Here is a 16,911-nt window from a genome sequence, read left to right as displayed (position 1 = left end):
AGCCCGTTCCGGGGGGAGGAATCGAACCTCCATTTAGGGCTCCAAAGGCCCGCGTCTTGCCGTTAGACGACCCCGGACGCGTCCAGATTATCCCGCGAGGGAGGGCGGGCCCGACGCGACGACTGCGTTGGGGATCGCTGCGGCGAGCTCTTCGGCGTGCGCACGGTCGGACGCGAGGCCAACGACCGACGAGCCGCTCCCGGTCATGACGGCGCCGAGCGCACCGCGTTGCAGCAACTCGTCCTTCGTCGTTTCGATCTGCGGGTGTCGTTTCGTGACCGCCGCCTCGAGGTCGTTGAACATAGCCGCGCCGAGCCCCTTCGCGTCACCCGCAGCGGCAGCGTCGAGCGCCGGTTCTGGATCCGGCCCTGGCTCGGCGCCGGCCTCGTCCCACCAACGGTACGCATCGGGTGACCGAACGCCGAACCCGTGCTGCACGACGACCCACCAGAAGGTCGCCACGTCGGCCGGCGCGAGGAACTCGCCTCGCCCCGACATCAGCACCGGCCCTCCCAGGAGCATCGCCGGGACGTCGGAGCCGACGCGCTCGGCCACCTGGGTGAGCGTTGCGGGGTCGTGCCGGCATCCCCACAGCTCGTTCAGTGCGTGGATCGTCGCCGCGGCATCAGCGCTGCCGCCGCCGAGCCCCGCCGCGAGCGGGATGCGCTTCTCGATCTCGATGAGCGCGCCGCCCGCCTTCGAACAGACATCGGCGAGGCCCAGCGCGGCGACGAGTGCGAGGTTCATCCCACCGGCCGGAGTCTCCCCCGACATCGCCGGTGCCCCGCGGACCTCAACGCGCAGACGCTCGTCCGGGCGGACGGTCACGGCGTCGGACCACGAGATCGGGAGGACGAGGCTCTCGACGTCGTGGTAGCCGTCATCGCGCGACGAGAGCACCCGGAGGAACACGTTGATCTTCGCGAAGGCCTCCCGGTGGATCGTCTTCGACGTCACGGCCGCCACCCCGTTTCAAGCATCGCATCCGCAACGGACGCGAACTCGTCCAGCGACAATCCCTCCGCTCGAGCGGACGGATCGATGTCACACCGCCGTAGCACGGCGGCAGCGGCGGTTGCATCGAGCCCCAGCCGCCTGAGCGCGTTCGCCATCGTCTTGCGGCGCTGGGCGAATCCGGTATCGATCACGCGGAACAGCGCAACCGGATCGACGTCAACGCGCGGGGGATGCCGCTCGATCCGCACCAGGACGGAATCCACGCTCGCGGTCGGCCAGAACACGCTGGCCGAAACGCGCCTGACGATCTCGGCCTCGGCGCGGTACCCGATCCGAAGGGTGACCGGGCCGTACTCGTCCTCTCCAGGAGACGCGACGAAGCGATCCCCGACTTCTCGCTGGACCATCACGAGGTACCGGTCGATCGCCGGGACACCCTCAACGAGGTCGACCACGAGCGGCACGGACACGTTGTAGGGAAGGTTCGACACCATCCGCCACACGCCCTCGCCGAGGAGCGCGTGCCAGTCCGCGTGCATCGCGTCGATCTCCTCCACCCGGACCGAGGGCCACCCGGCCACCACGTCGCGAAGCGCGAGAACGAGACGGCGGTCGAACTCGATGGCGAGGACGTTCGGGCCGGCTTCCGCGAGCGCGACCGTGAGCGAGCCGAGCCCGGCGCCGATCTCCAGGACTCGGTCGCCGGCGCCCACGCCGGCGTCGGCGACGATCGCACGCGCGAGGTTCGGGTCGGCCAGGAAGTGTTGCCCGAGCGCTTTCGACGGAGCGATCCCGTAACGAGCGGCGAGTGCGCGAAGGGCTGAACGCCCGAGCGCGTTACCAGACGAGCCGGACCTGGACGACGCCCTCGCCGAGGTGGGCGATACGGGCGAATGCCTCTTCACTGAGGTCGATGATGCGTCCACCGAAGGGTCCGCGATCGTTGATCACCACCGTGACCGAGTTGCCGTTCGCGATGTTCGTGACCCTGACCACCGTACCGAACGGCAACCACGGATGCGCCGCGGTCAGTCCGTCGCCCGGCGCGAACGAGTACCAGCTGGCCTCGCCGACCTGCGTCTGAGGGTCCGTGGTGGGGACGGCGCGCTCTCGACCGATGATCCGCTTGGCGGCGACCGCCTCACTCAGCACCTCGCGCGAAAGCAGCGTACGAGCATATGGCTCGCCGTTCACGAGCTTGATCTCGTAGCGCTCCATCATCACGCCGTTTACGCCGGCGCGAACCATCTGAATCTCGCCGGGCGCGATCTCGTCCGAGCGAGACGTGTACGTGGTGAAGGGGATCGGAACTTGGACCTCGTTGATCCTGTAATCGATCGCGGTGAACCGAACCTGCATGTTCCGTTGAAGGGGGGTCTTGGGTGATGGATGGACGCGGTCCCACCGGTCGGGCTCGATCCCCATGGCCGAGAGGAGCTTGCCGACGGAGGGGGCGTTCGTGAGCACGTCGAGGTCCTTCCCCATCACCACGACGCGCGCGTCCACCACCTCCGACCTTCCGGCCGGGTAACCCGCAGAGAACATCACCTCGGTGCTTCGAGCCGCGTTCGATCCGAGCGGCCCCGGCACCCCGTCCATCACCCAGACCCCCACATCCTGTGGCGCGGGAGCGACGAACGCTTCCGCGAAGTGATCCACCTCAACCGTCATGCCGTCCGAAAGGGGAGTCGCCTTCGGAGGCGTCACGACATCGCCGGAACCGATGACCACGCCCTCGGTGTCGAGGAGCTCGCCGACGTTTGCGCTCATCGTCCGAACCACCTCGGGCTCCCCCTCGACCACCAACGTCACTGTCTTCTGGACGGCGATGTACCCGACGGCGAGCACGACGGCTGCACCCGTCAGGGCCACGTTCCCCACCGCCTTGCGAGCCCGGAGCCTCCGGACCCGCGAGGGTCGCACCGGCATGCCACTCCTCCTATGAAGGAAGGCTTCGGGGGGAAAGCGGCCGGGGCCGGTGCCGAAGCCTCCTAGGTGAGCGCGAGGACCGTATCAAACCCTCAACCTTCAAGGCAAACTTGAAAGAGCATCCTTTCCACGGGTTTTCCACCGGTCCCCGGGGTGTGGGTACCGCTATCGAAGGCGGGGAAACGCCGCGAACGCGTTGGCTAGCGTGGCCGCGCGGACGTCCTCGACGGCTTCGCCGCGGGCGGTGGCGACCGTCTCGATCACGTCGACGACGTTCGCCGGCGCGTTGTCGCGACCTCGGAGCCGCTGTGGCGCGAGGAACGGGCTGTCGGTCTCGACCAAGAGTCGATCCAGGGGGATCGCCGCGGCGGCGTCGCGAATGTTGGCGTTCTTCGGGTAGGTCACGTTCCCCGCGAACGAGAGGTACCAGCCGCGCGAGGCGCACGCGCGCGCGGTGGCGACGTCACCCGTGAAGCAGTGAAGGACGACGTCGCGGACGCCGCCCTCATCGAGGACTCGAAGGACGTCCTCCCACGCGTCACGGACGTGAACGACCATCGGCAGGTGCGCCTCGCGAGCGAGACGGACGTGCACTCGGAACGCTCGTATCTGGTCCTCTCGCGGAGATCGCATCCGAAAGAAGTCGAGCCCGCACTCGCCCACCGCGACGACGCGCTCGAGCGCCAGGAGCTCCGCGGTCCGGGCCGCGGCTTCCAGGTCGAACCCAGACGCGTCGTGCGGGTGGGTTCCCGCGGTCGCGAACACGCCTTCCAGGGACTCTGCGAGCTCGACGGCGCGACGGCTCGAGTCCAGGTCGATACCCGGGCAGACGATGCGCTCCACGCCGGCTCCGCGAGCCTCCGACAGCACGTCGGCAGGGTCGCGCTCGATCAAGAAGAGGTGGCAGTGCGTATCGATCGCGGACGTCTTCAGTCCGAGTGCAGGGTTGCCGTCGGAGCGAGCACCCTCGGTCACGGTTCCTCGACGGCTAGTCGAAGGATCGATCGGCGCCCGGCGTCACGAACGCGCCCCATGTGTACCGCCACTCGAGGGCATGGGTCGCACGTGAAACGTGAGCGCGACAACCTTCACTCAGGAGTCGAGACGCGGGAACAGCGCCTCCCCTTTCGACGTCTTCGTCCCAGGTGCGAGTCCACCCCACCGCGCGGCGTGAGGGAGGCGCTGTGCGTGGAGCGGCTCGTCGATCCCGAGGTCCGACCACAACGCCGCGGCCGCGGTCGGCATGATCGGCGAGATCAACACCGCGAGGATCCGCAGCGTCTCTGCGGCGGTATAGAGGACCGCCGCGAGCTCGTCCCGGCGCTCGTCGTCCTTGGCGATCTGCCACGGCTCGCGCTCGACGAGGTACTGGTTCGCGCGCCCGACGATGTCCCAAACGGCCGTGAGCGCCGAGCCGAGGGCGAGCGTGCCCATCAGCTCGTCATATCTGCGCCGGGACTCCTCGATCACCTTGGGCAGGTCGGTGTCGTCACCGGGAGTCGCCGGAACGACGCCGTCGAAGTAGGAACCGAACATGGCCAGCACTCGACTGGCCAGGTTCCCCAACCCATTTGCCAGGTCGGCGTTGTGGCGGTCGACCATCGACTCCCACGAGAAGCTCCCGTCCTGGCCGAACTGGATCTCCCGCATGAAGTAGTACCGGTAGGAGTCCACGCCGAAGTGGTCGAGGAGCTCGAACGGGTGGATGCCGGTGGCGTTGGTCTTGGACATCTTCTTCCCGCCGACGGTCAGATACCCGTGGGCCCACACCTGGCGAAACGGCTCGACCCCGCCGGCCATCAGCATGGCCGGCCAGTAGACGGCGTGCTGGCGGAGGATGTCCTTGCCGATCAGGTGGATGTTCGCCGGCCACACTCGGGCGAACCGCGCCTCGTCGCTGCCGTATCCGGCGGCGGTGATGTAGTTCGTGAGGGCGTCGAACCAGACGTAGCAGACGTGGTTCGGATCCCACGGCAACGGTATGCCCCAGTCGAAGTTGGTCCTGCTGATGGAGAAGTCCTGGAGCCCGCCCCTGATGAGCGAGAGGACCTCGTTGCGTCGGGTCTCCGGCTCGATCCGGGAGGGGTCTTCCCCGTACCACGCGAGCAAACGATCGGCGTACGCGGAAAGCCGGAAGAAGTAGTTCTCCTCGCGGACGTGCTCCACGGGCCGGCCGTGGATCGGGCACTTGCCGTCGACGAGCTCGTCCTCCGTGTAGTAGAGCTCGCACGAGACGCAGTACAGGCCCTCGTAGATGCCGAGGTAGATGTCGTCGCGGCCGTTGTCGTGGACGGCCCGCAGCAGCCGCTGGACGGCGGTGACGTGGCGAGGTTCCGTCGTGCGGATGTAGTCGTCGTAGGCGATGTCCAGGCGAGCCCAGACCTCGCGCCAGCGCGGCTCCATCTGGTCGACCCAGGCCTTCGGCTCCATCCCCGCCGCCTCGGCGGCCCGCTGGAGCTTGAGGCCGTGCTCGTCCGTACCGGTGAGGTGGAACACCTCCTCGCCGCGCAGCCGGTGGTACCGGGCGATGAAGTCGGTCGCAACGGCGTTGTAGGCGTGGCCGATGTGGGGAACGTCGTTCGGGTAGTAGATCGGCGTGGTGATGTAGAAGACGTCTCGACCCATGGTGCGAGCCATGGTAGCCGAGGCGTTCGAGCCGTTCGTGGGGATGGTTACGACCCCGGTCGGATGAGCTCCTCGTAGATCGCGTTCGCGCTTGCGTCGTGGCGTTTCGCCACGCTGGACGCCGCCTCGCGCTTGCGCATCCCTTCGTCGACCAGCCGGCGAGCCTCCCCGACCAGCTCCGCAAGCGCGACGTCGTTGCCCCAGGCGCGTCCCTCGATGACCACGACGACCTCGCCCTTCGGCTCGGACCCTGCCACCCGCGCGAGCACCTCGGAAGCACGTCCGCGAACGACCTCTTCGTGCAACTTGGTGAGCTCGCGTGCGACCGCCACCCGACGGTCGCCCACCTCCTCGAGGACGTCGCGGAGCAGCCTCTCGAGCCGTACGGGCGACTCGAACACGACGATCGTCCGCCGCTCGTCCGCGAGCGAGCGAAGGCGCTCGCGCCGGTCCCCCGCCTTCCTCGGCAGGAACCCCTCGAACACGAACCGGTCGCTCGGGAGCCCGGACACCGCGAGCGCGGCCGTGACGGCTGAGGGTCCCGGAACGACTCTGACGTCGATCCCGTCGTCGACGCACGCGCGAACGAGCCGGTGCCCGGGGTCGGAGATCAGCGGCATGCCGGCGTCGGTGACGAGCGCGACGTCCTTCCCCTCGCGAAGGCCCGAGAGGAGCTCCGCGGTTCGGCGAGCTTCGTTCCCCTTGAACAGCGAGACGAGCGGGCGCTTGATGCCGAAACGCGACAGCAGGCGTCCGGTGCGACGCGTGTCCTCGGCCGCGACGACGTCGACGCCGGCGAGCGTCTCTTTCGCGCGTTCGGTCATGTCGCCGAGGTTCCCAATCGGGGTACCGACGAGGAACAGTCGCCCGCTCATCGCGACCGATGCTCCCACGCGCCTTCCGTCGACACACCTTCGAGCTGTCCGCGTCGGTACAGTTCGATCGTTTGGTGGCCAACACGGATAGGGACTATTCGGGGACGCCGCTGCCGAAGAAGCTCGGCGTGCGGGAGAGCTCGCGCGTTCTGGTCGCGGGGGCCCCGGACGGGTTCCGGCTCCACCCGATCCCGAGCGGCGTCGAGCTCGTGGCCCGGGTGCGCGCGCCGCTCGACGTCGTCCTGTTGTTCGTCACCCGGCACAGCGATCTGAGGCGGCGGTTCCCCGTGCTCGCCCGCGCGCTCGCTCCTGCCGGCAGGCTGTGGGTGGCGTGGCCCAAGAAGGCATCGGGGATCGCGACGGACCTGACGTTCGAGACGGTCCAGCGGGTCGGGCTCGACGGCGGTCTCGTCGACAACAAGTCCGGCTCCATCGACGACGAGTTCCAGGGAGTCCAGTTCGTGTACCGGCTGAAGGATCGAACCAGCCGCTGAGCCGTACCATCGGTCGATGCCGACCGTCGTGACCGAGCCGACGCTGTCCGAGCGAGTCTCGGTGTCGCTCGCGTCCCGGCTCATGTGGCTCAACCGACCGGTCGTGGCGATCCTCGCGGTCGGCGCGATCGCGGGAGCCGTTCGCTTCGTCAACCTCGAGTACCCGCAGCAGCGCGTCTTCGACGAGTACTACTACTCCAAGTCCGCGTGCATCTTCCTCGGCTACTCGAACGACGTCTGTGACATCAACAGCAGCAACGAGCGGTACTGGCGGCGGGTGCGAAACGACACGGGCGCGTGGGTCCATCCTCCCCTCGGCAAGTGGATGGTCGCGCTCGGGGAGCTGGCGTTCGGAACGGATTCGTTCGGTTGGCGCGTCGCTGCCGCCGCGACCGGCACCGCGACGGTGATGGCGCTCGCGTGGATCGTCCAGCTCCTGTTCGCCAGTCCGATCTGGACGTTCACCGGTGGGTTGTTGCTCGCCGTTGAGAACCTCCACTTCGTCCAGTCGCGAACGGCGATGCTCGACGTCTTCGTCGCCTTCTGGATCGTCCTCGCGTTCCTGTTCCTTCTCTTGGATCGGCGATGGATCGATGCACGCGATGCCGAGCGCATCGCGTCGGCCGACTCGCATGAGGAAGCGACGATTCGGACGCGCGTCGCCGCGCCGCTGTGGCGGCCGTGGCGGTTCGCGGCGGGCTTGGCCCTGGGAGGGGGGATCGCCACGAAGTGGTCGGCGTTGACGGCCGTCGCGGCCGTCGGCGTCCTGTCGTTCGTCTGGGAGGTCTCGCGCCGGCGAAGGGCGGAGGTGCGGAGGCCGTTCATCCGCGCGATCACCGCCGAGGGGTTCGGCCTCGTTCTCTCGCTCCTGGTTGTTCCGGTGCTCGTGTACGTCGTTTCGTACGTGGGTTGGTTCGCCCACTACGGGTTCGATCTCGGTGAGTGGATGAACCTCCAAGGAGCGATCTACACCTACCATCGCGATCTCCGCACGATCGACCAGGCGACCGGCGAGCCCGTGCACGCGTACCTGTCGCAGGCGTGGAAGTGGATCCTCCTGTGGCGTCCGGTCTTCTATTACGCCGACTACGGGGAGGGAGTTCGCCAGGTCATCTACGCGAACGGGAACCCCGCGATCTTCTGGGGAGCAATCTTGGCCATCCCGTACACGGCGTTCGCGTGGTGGCAGAAGCGCGACTGGCGCGCCGGGTTCGTCGTCGTCGCGGTCGCAATCCTGTACGGGCCCTGGTTCCTCGTTCCCCGTCCGCAGTTCTTTTTCTACGCGACGCCGATCACGCCGTTCCTGGTGCTCGCGTGCGTCTATGCGCTGCGCGAACTGGCCGACGTGAGGTACCGAGCCCTTCACACCGCCGGCCGCGCGGATCGGAGTGTTCGTCCGTACCTGCCGGTAGCCATCGGATTCGTTCTCGTTGCGGTCGGTCTGTTCATCTGGTTCTGGCCGGTGCTCACCGGCGCGCCGGTGACGGACGAGGCGTGGACGCTCCGCGCGTGGTTCCCAAGCTGGACCTGACCAGCCGGTAGGATTCGCGAACCGTGGCGCGCACCGAGCTCGTCTTCGTCCCGATGTCCGACGGCGTTCGGTTGAACGCGACGCTGTATTACCCGTCCAGCGACAGACCCTCGCCGGCACTCATCGAGGCGCTCCCGTATCGCAAAGACGACCTCACGGCGTCCTACGGAGACGAGTACCACCGGTTCGCCGACGAGTTCGGCTACTTGGTGTGCCGGCTCGACGTCAGGGGAACCGGCTCGTCCGAGGGGCTACCCGCCGGCGAGTACACGGCGCGAGAGCTTGCCGACATCGCCGAAACGATCGGTTGGCTCGCGTCGCAGGAGTGGTCGAACGGAAAGGTCGGCATGTACGGCACGTCGTGGTCGGGGTTCAATTCGTTGCAAGTGGCGATGCTTCGGCCGCCCGCGTTGAAAGCGATCTGCTCGATCATGGCGTCCGATGACCGATACGCCGACGACGTCCATTACTTCGGCGGCGCGTTGAAGCAGCTCGACCTCGTCGACTACCCCACGTATATGGAGGCGATGAACGTCCTGCCGCCCGTTCCGAGCGTGTTCGGCGACGGATGGCGCGACGTGTGGCATGAACGTTTCGAGCGCTACGAGCCGTGGACGACGACGTGGCTCGAGCATCAGACGTACGACGACTTCTGGAAGCGCGGCTCGCTCCGTGAGGACTACACGTCGATCGAGGCAGCGACGATGCTCGTGACCGGCTGGGTCGACGGCTACAAGAACATCGCCCTGCGTGGGTTCGCCGCGCTCGAGTGCCCGAAGCGGCTCGTTGCCGGTCCATGGGGGCATTCCTACCTCGAGACGTCGTTGCCCGGGCCCAATACCGACATCGTCCCCGAGATGGTCAGGTGGTGGGATCGGTGGCTCAAGGGCGTCGACAACGGTGTCGACCGCGAGCCACCGATCGTGCTGTTCGCACGCCGACCCACGCCGCCCTCCGCCGTGCTTCGCACCTATCGGGGCGAATGGCGCTACGAACCGGGATGGCCGCTCGAGCGCTCGGCGACGTTGCCGCTCGAGCTGGCCAAGGCCGACGTGAACCGCGACGGCGAGGGACCCGACGAGCTCGAGGTCCGCGGGGACGTCGGGTGGACCGCATGGATCAGCTGCGCCGGAGCGCTGCCCTGGGGGCAGCCACAGGACCAGCGCCCGGACGAGGCGTTCAGCCTGGTCTACGACTGGGAGCCGCTCGAGGACGAGGTCGAGATCCTCGGTCATCCCCGTGTCGCGCTGCGGCTGTCGAGCTCGGCTCCGGTTGCGTACCTGAGCGCCAAGCTGTGCGACGTGCATCCCGACGGCGCATCGCAGCTCGTCACGAGAGGGCTGCTGAACCTCACCCACCGGGCGTCACGCGAGCGTCCCGAGCCGCTCGTGACCGGAGAGACGTACGACGTCGCGTTCGAGCTCGACGTCACATCGTGGGTGTTCGAACCGGGACATCGCGTCCGCCTCGACATCGCGGGCGCGGACTGGCCGAACGCGTGGGCGCCGCCGTACGCGTCGACGCTGTCGGTCGACCGAACAGGCTCGACGCTCGAGCTCCCGACGCTTGACGGACCGACGCCGGCCGCGGGGCGGCCGACGTTGCCTCCACCCCGCCTGTCGCAGGCCGTGATGTCGTCCGCACACGGCCACGAGCTCGACGAGCTGATCTGGCGGATCGAACACGACGTCGCGGAGGGGAAGACCCGTGCCGTCGCCAAGTACGGCGGGCCGGTCGAGGCAACCAACCACGTTCCGGGGTTCGAGCAGTGGTATGGAGGAACGGTGGGCGTCTCGATCGACGATCCTGGACGTGCGTACGTCGACGCGACGGCGACATACGTGATCCGCTTCCCCGAGGCGACCGTTCGAACGCGGGCGTGCCTGAAAATCCACAGCGATGCGGACGCGTACACGGTCCGATTGGAGCTCGAAGCGGGTGAGGGTGAGGACGTCGAATGGTCCCGCCGGTGGGACCGGCGAATCGAACGAGTGCTGCAGTAGCAACTCGGACTAGTTCGCGCCCACTTTGTTCGCGATCTTCTTCAGCAGCTCCTCCATCCGTTCTTCAGTGTCCTTCGACTCACCGCTCCCGCGGTGGATGTACGCGGCTGCGAGGACCACGAACGAGAACAGCTGCAGGAACTCGGACTGCCAGTTCTCGAGCGTCGACTGTCCGAACTCGATGAAGAACTCCCCGGCGCTGGCAGTCTGCCCGTGATCACGCTGCTCCTGAACGACCGCTCGCCATTCGGCCACGGCCTGACCTCCCCAGCTCACGAAGAACAGGATGCACAGGACGATGCTGAGCGCGAAGTTGGCCCAGACGCGACGGATGTTCTCCCGTCGGCGCTCGGACCGGATGTGCCAGATCAGGACCCCCACCAGGTATGCCGGCACGAGCACGAGCACCAAGAGCGTCAGGACACCGAACAAGGTCCCCACGGGTTGCCTCCTTTGGCCGGGCGTTCCGGACAACGAACGCTTCCCGAAGCATCTGCCCGGCAAACCGTATGAGCGCGACGGGCGTCGCGTCAGCGAGGCGACCAGGTCGCGAACGAACCTGCCATCACTCGCACGGGTGCGCCCGGCGGTCGCACCGATTGCACCCAGACGCCTTCCTCACCGGCTTCGTTGATGCCGGCGTAGGCGAACGCGGTCCCGTCGGGGGCCCACAGGCTCATGCTCTGCGCGTACTGCTCGAAGAACGGCAGGTAGTCACTGCCGAACGTCTGGCTTGGATAGAAGCGATGCGACGTGATCGTTTCGTCTCCGCCCCACACGGCCCACCGGAACCACACTCGCCCGGCATCCTCCTCGGGAAGTAGATGGAGCAGACGGTCGCCTCGGGGGCTCCAGAAGAACGCGGGGACGAAGCTCGACGACACCTGCTCGATGTCGCCGGTGGTGAGATCGAGCACGGACAGTGGTTGCACATCGTTCGCGCCTTCCAGGACCTGGAACGCGATGCGGCTCCCGTCCGGATTCACGACGAACGAGATGGAACCCGAGAACGACAGGAGCTCGTCGACGCGCGCGTGCGCGACGTCCTGCACGACAAGATGCTGACCGGTCGGCCTGCCGGCCGCGTAGACGAAGTTCGCGCCGTCGGCCGTCCACACGGGTGCGCGGAACGAACCGGGACGTGGGTTCACGGTAACGAGCGATCCGTCGAGGCGCAGCCGCTCCAATCGATCGAACCCGACGTGCACCAACAGTTCCCGGCCCGTCGGATCCCACGACAGGTAGAAGGGGTCGCCGCCGTCCAGACGCGTTGCCCGGTTGCCACCCGCCTCGACGTCGACGACGCCGAGCTGGATACCGTCGCCCTGCGGCGAGCCGAGGAACGCGATGCGCGAGGATGTCGGATCCCATGAGAGGTAGAAGGGCGCGACCGTCGTCGACGCCTCCGTCCGTTCCGTCCCCCGCGCGGTCGTCGTCACGAGCGTCGCCGCCGGCTCGCCGGCCGTGGCCTCGAGGCTGACCCACGCCACGCGGGAACCGTCCGGGGACCACGTCGGTTGCACCACGAGGTTCTCGTCCTGAACGACCTCTGCCAGGACGATGGCATCGGATCCGTCGGGCGCGACGTTGACGAGGTTGCCCGCCTCGTCGATCACGATCAGCCGACCGCCCAGCGACGCGGGGACGCGCCCCTCCGACGACGGCACCGGCGATACCCCAGGCGAGGTCTCGGTCGGAGACGAGGCGGGTGGAGAGCCGACGTCCACGTCGGGCAGATCCGGGTCGTCAGCGGGAGATGTGCACGCCGCCGCGGCAAGCGCGAACGCGAGAGCGAGTGCTCGCGATCGTCGCAGGGTTCTCGGCGAACCGGCCGCGCGTGAGCGCATCACGGCGACCGTATCAACTCGGCGCGTCGGGCGGGTGCGCCATCCGGAGCGCCGTTGAGCACCGAACGCCTCGCTTGGGCCCGTACACGGCGTGGTATGGGCGTCCGTCGCGACTTCCGGCGAGGCCGGGTCCCCGTATCAGCGTCACGCCGCGGGCACGTGCCGTCCACGTTTCGACCACGGCGCCCTCGCGCGACGCGCGAACCTCGAACCGTGCGGAGCCGATCACCGTGAAGACGGCGACCAGCCGCCGATACCATCGACCGTCCATGTGTGCCGTCACGCCGACGGAGCCCGGCCGATACACGCCCACTCCCACCTCGTTCGGCCGCCACGTCGCCAAGCCGCGCACGTTTCCGCCGTCCGTGCCGACACGTTCTGCGAACTCGCCCACGAGCGTTCGGATGCACGGGAAGCCGCCGAACGGCGATTCGACGTCGAACCCGTCGATCTCCATTCGGACCTTCGCCGTTCCGAACTCGCCGGACATCGTTCGGAGTGGCCCGCCGCGGATCTCGTCCCACAGCTCGGCTGCGAATCGCTCGTCGAGCACGTCGTCGAGGTGCGAGAACCCGTCCGATGCCGTCCGGCGGAGCGCGTTCGACAGATCGACGCCGTTCGCGAGCGCCCCCATCACTCGAAGCCCGGCAGATGCTGTCGGAACAGGATGTACCCGAGGCCGGCGGCGACGTCGAGCAGAAGGTGCGCGACCACGATCGGCCACACTCGTCTCGTCCTCGAGAAGACCGTTCCGAAGAGCGCTCCCATCGCCAGGTTGCCGAGGAACCCACCCCACCCCTGGTACAGGTGGTAGGTCCCACGCAACAGAGCGCTCGCGCCGACCGACGCGTTCTCCCTGAGACCGAGCTGCCGCAGCCGCGTGACGAGGTAGGCGACGACCACGACCTCCTCCAGCAGCGCCGCCTCGATGGCGTTCAGCACGAGTACCGGGACCGTCCACCAGTGCCCCAGTGGCGGTACCGGGACGACGAACCGGTTCACGCCGAGCTCAACGGCCGCCAGGTACACCCCGATGCCGGCGAGTCCGACGACGGCGAACAACGCGACGCCGTGCAGCACGTCGTCGCGCACGCGGTCGGCGCGAACGCCGAGCGCACGAATGCCCTCGCCGCTCCGGCGCACCAGGTACACGACGAGCCACACGGGCGCCAGTCCGAACAGCGATCCGAGCACCTGCCGCGCGAGCATCGTGCTCTGCGAGACCGACGCGACGCGTGCGCCCTCCACGGGGAACTCGAACAGCGTGAGGATCGCGAAGACGGCGCTCGCGAGCAGCGACAGGGACAGCACGACCAGCGTCTCCTCGGCGAGCGTTCGCCGCGGCAGGGGTGGCGCGTCCCGCCGACGCTCGTCTGTGCGCATGGCGCAAGCGTACGGCGAGTGCGTACGATGCGCGCCGACGTGCGTGCCGGGCCGGTGAACGAAGCGAACGTCGTGTGGCCGGCCCTCCCGTGACTGCCACCGGCGGAAGGCGCGCGCGCGACGTCGCCGACGTCGTCGTCGTCGGCGCCGGCACGATCGGCGGGTGGGCATCCTGGTTCGCCAGGCGGAACGGCGCCAAGCGCGTTGTGGTTATCGAACGCGACCTCGCCGGGCAGGGAGCGAGCAGCCGTGCCGCCGGGATCGTTCGGGCGCAAGGCGGAACGCGTGAAACGGTCGCCCTCGGCCGATGGTCGATCGACTTCTACAACCGACAGCAAGAGTTGCTGGGGACCGATTCCGGGTTCCGCGAGCTCGGCTACCTACTCCTCGCCGTCACGAGAAAGGACGAACGCGAGGGACGCGAGCGCGTGGCGATGCAGCGCGCGGGCGAGCTCGACGCGCGGTGGCTCGGCGTCGACGAGGCCGTCGAGCTCAACCCGACACTGGCGCGGAACGGGTTCCGCGGCGCCTCGTACGTCGCGACCGATGGACACATCGATCCGCCGCGCAACGTACGCGCGTACTCCCTCGCGATGCAGCGCTCGAAGGTCGATCTGCGCGAGCGGACGGCGTTCACCGGACTTCGTCGCTCCGGTCAGCGTGTCGTGGGCGTCGACACGAGCGCCGGCCCGATCGCGACCGAACGCGTGATCCTCACCGGTGGGCCCGCGCTCCGAGCGGTCGGGCAGATCGCCGGTGCGACGATCCCGGCGGGGGGCGCACGCCACCAGGTGGCCGTTTCGGAGCCGCACGACGCGTTCGGTGTCGATCGGCTTCCGATGGTCTTCGACGTCGGCGCGGGGCTGTACTGGCGGCTCGAGGAGGGCGGCTTGCTGTGGGGCATGAGCAATCCGGATGAGAGGCCGGGGCAAGCGCGAACGATCGATTGGACGTACCTGAGGAAGATGCAGCGACGGTTGAAGCGATTCGTTCCGGTGACGGGCAACCTCGGCATCCGAAAGGTGTGGGCGGCGACGATCGACTACACGCCCGACCACCTGCCGATCCTCGGGCCGCTCATCACGAGCGACGGGCAGGAAGTGGACGGGACGGTGGTCGCGTCGGCGGCCGGTCACGGGATGATGTGGGGACCTGCCGTCGCGAAGGTTGCGGCCGACCTGGCGGTCAAACTCCGGACGAGCGTCGTCGATGTGAGCGGGTTCGGTTTGGACCGGTTCGACGAACAGGGACGGTCGCCTTCGTACGACCCCATCGCCCTGCCATTTCCGGTCGACCTGTCCGACGATCCCGACGAGTGAGGATCGCTACCGCAACGCGACGTCCACGAGGATCAGCTCGGACACGTCATTCGCCGAGATCCGAACCGACGACTCGTCGCTGATCTGCGCCGCGTCGCCCGTCTGCAACTGCTCGCCGTTGGCGTCGACGTCACCCTCGATCACGTAGAGATACGCGCCGCGTTCCCGGCCGAGCTCGTGCTCGACCGACGCTCCATGGTTCAGCCGCGACACGAACACGTGCGCGTCTTGGTGGACCCGAACCGCTGCGCCACCGTCGCCGCTGATCGCTTTCAGCATCCGGTTCGTGCGGTCCGCGACCGTGAACGCCTTCTGCTCCACGCCGGGCTCGAGTCCGCGTTCGTTCGGCATGATCCAGATCTGGATGAACCGCATCGGCTCGCTCTCGGACGCGTTCTGCTCCGAATGCCACGCTCCACTGCCGAGCGTCATCCGCTGCACCGAACCCGCCGGCAGCGGGCCGGGTGCGCCGCCCACGTTGTCCTCGTGACGGAACGAGCCCTCGACGACGTAGGTCAGTCCCTCGATGTCGCGGTGCGGATGCAGTGGCCAGATCGCGCCGGGGATCAGTCGATCATCGTTGAAGACGCGCATCGTGCCGAAGCTCGTGTATTCGGGGTCGTAGTAGGTGTCGAACGAGAAGTGCCAGCGCGCCCGGAACCAACCACCCTCGACGTCCGAGATCTCCTTGTCGCGTCGAATCTTGATCGCCATCGCGCGTCCGCGCGGCTAGAACTGCAAGACGGGGCAGGTCAGCGTGCGCGTGACGCCCTCGACCGACTGGATCGGCATGACGATCGCTTTGGCGAGCTCGTCGAGATCCGCCGCCTCGCCGCGAGCGATCACGTCGTAGGGACCCGTGACGCCGTCGGCCTGCATGATGCCTTTGATGCCCGAGATCTCCCGTGTGACGTGGTTCGCCCTGCCGACCTCGGTCTGGATCAGGATGTACGCGCTGACCACGGAGAACCCCCCTCGTGCTGGGCCGGCAGCCATCGTACTCGGAACCGATTCACGCCGTTTGCTCGAGCGCGCCGATCGCCTCCTCCATCGTCGGCTGAGCCGCGGTGCCTCCGAGGGCCCGGGCCGACAGCGACGCACACGCGACCGCGAGCGCCAGACACCGGTCGAGCGACCATCCGCGAAGCCGTCCGGCGATGAACCCCGCGGCGAAGGTCGCCCCGGCCCCCGTCGTATCGACGACGTCGATGGGGATTGCCTCAGAGCGGACGACCTGATCACCCCACATCGCGAGGCCGCCGCCCTGCCCGAACTTCACGGCGACGACCGCGCCGCGTTCGGCCAACGCCTCGGCTGCGACGTCGACATCGTCGACGCCGGTGATGGCGCGGATCTCGATCGAGTTCGCGAACAGCATGTCGGTCTCGGACAGAAGGTCGAACAGACCGCCGTTCCAGTTCCCCGTCGGATCCCGGTTCGGATCGACAGATGTCGACGCACCAGCGTGATGCGCCCGTTCGAAGAGTTCCCGCAGGTCCGGACGGAGCGACTGCTGAAGGTAGAGAGACGAGACGTGCACGTGCCTGCTGGACGACAGCACCGCACGGTCGACGTGGCTCTCGTCCAGCGCTGCGATCGTGCCGACGTCGGTCATGACCGCCTCGGCCTCGTCGCGCTTCACCACGATCGACAGGCCTGTGGTGCGCTCGGGATCGAGAACGACACCGGTGGTGTCGACGCCGTGCGCGTCGAGGGACTCGACGACGAACCGCCCGAACGCGTCGTCGCCGACGATGCCGGCGAACGCGACGGCGAGGCCGAGTGTCGCCGCGCCGCACGCCGCGATTCCGCCCGAACCACCAAGCGTGAGCACGGACCGTTGGACCAGGCGCTCGCCCTCTTCGAACTCCGGGAGCCGGTCCGCGGTAACGATCAGGTCCGGTTTCGCGTCACCCAGAACCAACAGGTCGAACGCTCGAGCCACACG

General features: G+C 68.0%; 17 protein-coding genes and 1 tRNA gene. 4 read left to right on the top strand and 14 right to left on the bottom strand.

The genetic code is table 11. The features are described 5' to 3' along the window. Nucleotides 1–6 precede the first annotated feature (6 nt). The 7 genes from VFA08_06715 to rsmI all read right to left on the bottom strand — a co-directional run bounded on the left by VFA08_06715 (nucleotide 7) and on the right by rsmI (nucleotide 6,386). Nucleotides 7–77: transfer RNA gene (locus VFA08_06715), tRNA-Gln, on the bottom strand. Nucleotides 78–87: 10 nt separating this feature from the next. Then, a complete protein-coding gene (gene ispE, locus VFA08_06710) occupies nucleotides 88–957 on the bottom strand; it encodes a 4-(cytidine 5'-diphospho)-2-C-methyl-D-erythritol kinase (protein HYZ13285.1) in 870 nt (289 codons plus the stop codon). Next, complete coding sequence (gene rsmA, locus VFA08_06705) at nucleotides 954–1,862, bottom strand: 16S rRNA (adenine(1518)-N(6)/adenine(1519)-N(6))-dimethyltransferase RsmA (protein HYZ13284.1); 909 nt, start codon at nucleotides 1,860–1,862, stop codon at nucleotides 954–956. Before rsmA ends, ispE begins: the two co-directional genes overlap by 4 nt. Continuing rightward, on the bottom strand, nucleotides 1,795–2,886 hold the full coding sequence (locus tag VFA08_06700) for an RlpA-like double-psi beta-barrel domain-containing protein (GenBank protein ID HYZ13283.1): 1,092 nt from the start codon (nucleotides 2,884–2,886) through the stop codon (nucleotides 1,795–1,797). The genes rsmA and VFA08_06700 overlap by 68 nt, the downstream gene beginning before the upstream one ends. Before the next feature lie 165 nt (nucleotides 2,887–3,051). After that, on the bottom strand, nucleotides 3,052–3,861 hold the full coding sequence (locus VFA08_06695) for a TatD family hydrolase (GenBank protein HYZ13282.1): 810 nt from the start codon (nucleotides 3,859–3,861) through the stop codon (nucleotides 3,052–3,054). A gap of 117 nt (nucleotides 3,862–3,978) precedes the next feature. Next, a complete protein-coding gene (gene metG / locus VFA08_06690) occupies nucleotides 3,979–5,511 on the bottom strand; it encodes a methionine--tRNA ligase (GenBank protein HYZ13281.1) in 1,533 nt (510 codons plus the stop codon). Nucleotides 5,512–5,558: 47 nt separating this feature from the next. Next, a complete protein-coding gene (rsmI, locus tag VFA08_06685) occupies nucleotides 5,559–6,386 on the bottom strand; it encodes a 16S rRNA (cytidine(1402)-2'-O)-methyltransferase (GenBank protein HYZ13280.1) in 828 nt (275 codons plus the stop codon). A gap of 74 nt (nucleotides 6,387–6,460) precedes the next feature. Here rsmI and VFA08_06680 point away from each other — a divergent pair, with 74 nt between their 5' ends. The 3 genes from VFA08_06680 to VFA08_06670 are packed head-to-tail and all read left to right on the top strand — an operon-like array spanning nucleotide 6,461 to nucleotide 10,414. Continuing rightward, nucleotides 6,461–6,880, top strand: coding sequence for a DUF3052 domain-containing protein (locus VFA08_06680; protein ID HYZ13279.1), 420 nt, complete (start codon nucleotides 6,461–6,463; stop codon nucleotides 6,878–6,880). Nucleotides 6,881–6,896: 16 nt separating this feature from the next. Further along, nucleotides 6,897–8,411, top strand: a complete 1,515-nt coding sequence (locus tag VFA08_06675) for a phospholipid carrier-dependent glycosyltransferase (protein HYZ13278.1) — start codon at nucleotides 6,897–6,899, stop codon at nucleotides 8,409–8,411. 23 nt (nucleotides 8,412–8,434) lie between these two features. After that, nucleotides 8,435–10,414, top strand: coding sequence for a CocE/NonD family hydrolase (locus VFA08_06670; protein HYZ13277.1), 1,980 nt, complete (start codon nucleotides 8,435–8,437; stop codon nucleotides 10,412–10,414). Between the two features lie 9 nt (nucleotides 10,415–10,423). On the opposite strand, the gene VFA08_06665 is transcribed toward VFA08_06670, so the two are convergent. The 4 genes from VFA08_06665 to VFA08_06650 all read right to left on the bottom strand — a co-directional run bounded on the left by VFA08_06665 (nucleotide 10,424) and on the right by VFA08_06650 (nucleotide 13,644). Further along, nucleotides 10,424–10,855, bottom strand: coding sequence for a DUF6766 family protein (locus tag VFA08_06665; protein ID HYZ13276.1), 432 nt, complete (start codon nucleotides 10,853–10,855; stop codon nucleotides 10,424–10,426). 89 nt (nucleotides 10,856–10,944) lie between these two features. Next, entirely contained in the window at nucleotides 10,945–12,081 is a 1,137-nt protein-coding gene (locus VFA08_06660; protein ID HYZ13275.1) for a hypothetical protein, read from the bottom strand. A gap of 193 nt (nucleotides 12,082–12,274) precedes the next feature. After that, complete coding sequence (locus VFA08_06655) at nucleotides 12,275–12,895, bottom strand: hypothetical protein (protein ID HYZ13274.1); 621 nt, start codon at nucleotides 12,893–12,895, stop codon at nucleotides 12,275–12,277. After that, on the bottom strand, nucleotides 12,895–13,644 hold the full coding sequence (locus VFA08_06650; protein HYZ13273.1) for a CPBP family intramembrane glutamic endopeptidase: 750 nt from the start codon (nucleotides 13,642–13,644) through the stop codon (nucleotides 12,895–12,897). The genes VFA08_06655 and VFA08_06650 overlap by 1 nt, the downstream gene beginning before the upstream one ends. A 74-nt stretch (nucleotides 13,645–13,718) precedes the next feature. On the opposite strand from VFA08_06650, the gene VFA08_06645 reads away from it, so the two are divergent. After that, nucleotides 13,719–14,963 carry an FAD-binding oxidoreductase gene (locus VFA08_06645; GenBank protein HYZ13272.1) on the top strand — a complete coding sequence of 415 codons (1,245 nt, stop codon included), beginning with the start codon at nucleotides 13,719–13,721 and terminating at the stop codon, nucleotides 14,961–14,963. Nucleotides 14,964–14,969: 6 nt separating this feature from the next. On the opposite strand, the gene VFA08_06640 is transcribed toward VFA08_06645, so the two are convergent. From VFA08_06640 to VFA08_06630, 3 genes are read right to left on the bottom strand one after another with little or no spacing between them, the layout of a single operon-like run. After that, nucleotides 14,970–15,677 (bottom strand): pirin family protein, encoded by a 708-nt coding sequence (locus VFA08_06640; GenBank protein HYZ13271.1) that lies wholly within the window; start codon nucleotides 15,675–15,677, stop codon nucleotides 14,970–14,972. A gap of 15 nt (nucleotides 15,678–15,692) precedes the next feature. Continuing rightward, nucleotides 15,693–15,926, bottom strand: a complete 234-nt coding sequence (locus tag VFA08_06635) for an Lrp/AsnC ligand binding domain-containing protein (protein HYZ13270.1) — start codon at nucleotides 15,924–15,926, stop codon at nucleotides 15,693–15,695. Nucleotides 15,927–15,975: 49 nt separating this feature from the next. Beyond that, on the bottom strand, nucleotides 15,976–16,908 hold the full coding sequence (locus tag VFA08_06630; protein HYZ13269.1) for a carbohydrate kinase family protein: 933 nt from the start codon (nucleotides 16,906–16,908) through the stop codon (nucleotides 15,976–15,978). Nucleotides 16,909–16,911 lie beyond the last annotated feature (3 nt).

This window comes from Actinomycetota bacterium (assembly GCA_035640355.1).
Taxonomy (GTDB): domain Bacteria; phylum Actinomycetota; class UBA4738; order UBA4738; family HRBIN12; genus CALGFI01.
Note: the sequence above shows the minus strand (reverse complement) of the source record. Positions and strands in the feature narration are given on the sequence as shown.

What these genes read in the sequence shown, in the direction of transcription:
- VFA08_06640 (HYZ13271.1), bottom strand. Translation starts at nt 15,677, where the DNA reads ATGGCGATCAAGATTCGACGCGACAAGGAGATCTCGGACGTCGAGGGT.
- VFA08_06700 (HYZ13283.1), bottom strand. Translation starts at nt 2,886, where the DNA reads ATGCCGGTGCGACCCTCGCGGGTCCGGAGGCTCCGGGCTCGCAAGGCG.
- VFA08_06650 (HYZ13273.1), bottom strand. Translation starts at nt 13,644, where the DNA reads ATGCGCACAGACGAGCGTCGGCGGGACGCGCCACCCCTGCCGCGGCGA.
- VFA08_06655 (HYZ13274.1), bottom strand. Translation starts at nt 12,895, where the DNA reads ATGGGGGCGCTCGCGAACGGCGTCGATCTGTCGAACGCGCTCCGCCGG.
- VFA08_06675 (HYZ13278.1), top strand. Translation starts at nt 6,897, where the DNA reads ATGCCGACCGTCGTGACCGAGCCGACGCTGTCCGAGCGAGTCTCGGTG.
- rsmI (HYZ13280.1), bottom strand. Translation starts at nt 6,386, where the DNA reads ATGAGCGGGCGACTGTTCCTCGTCGGTACCCCGATTGGGAACCTCGGC.
- metG (HYZ13281.1), bottom strand. Translation starts at nt 5,511, where the DNA reads ATGGGTCGAGACGTCTTCTACATCACCACGCCGATCTACTACCCGAAC.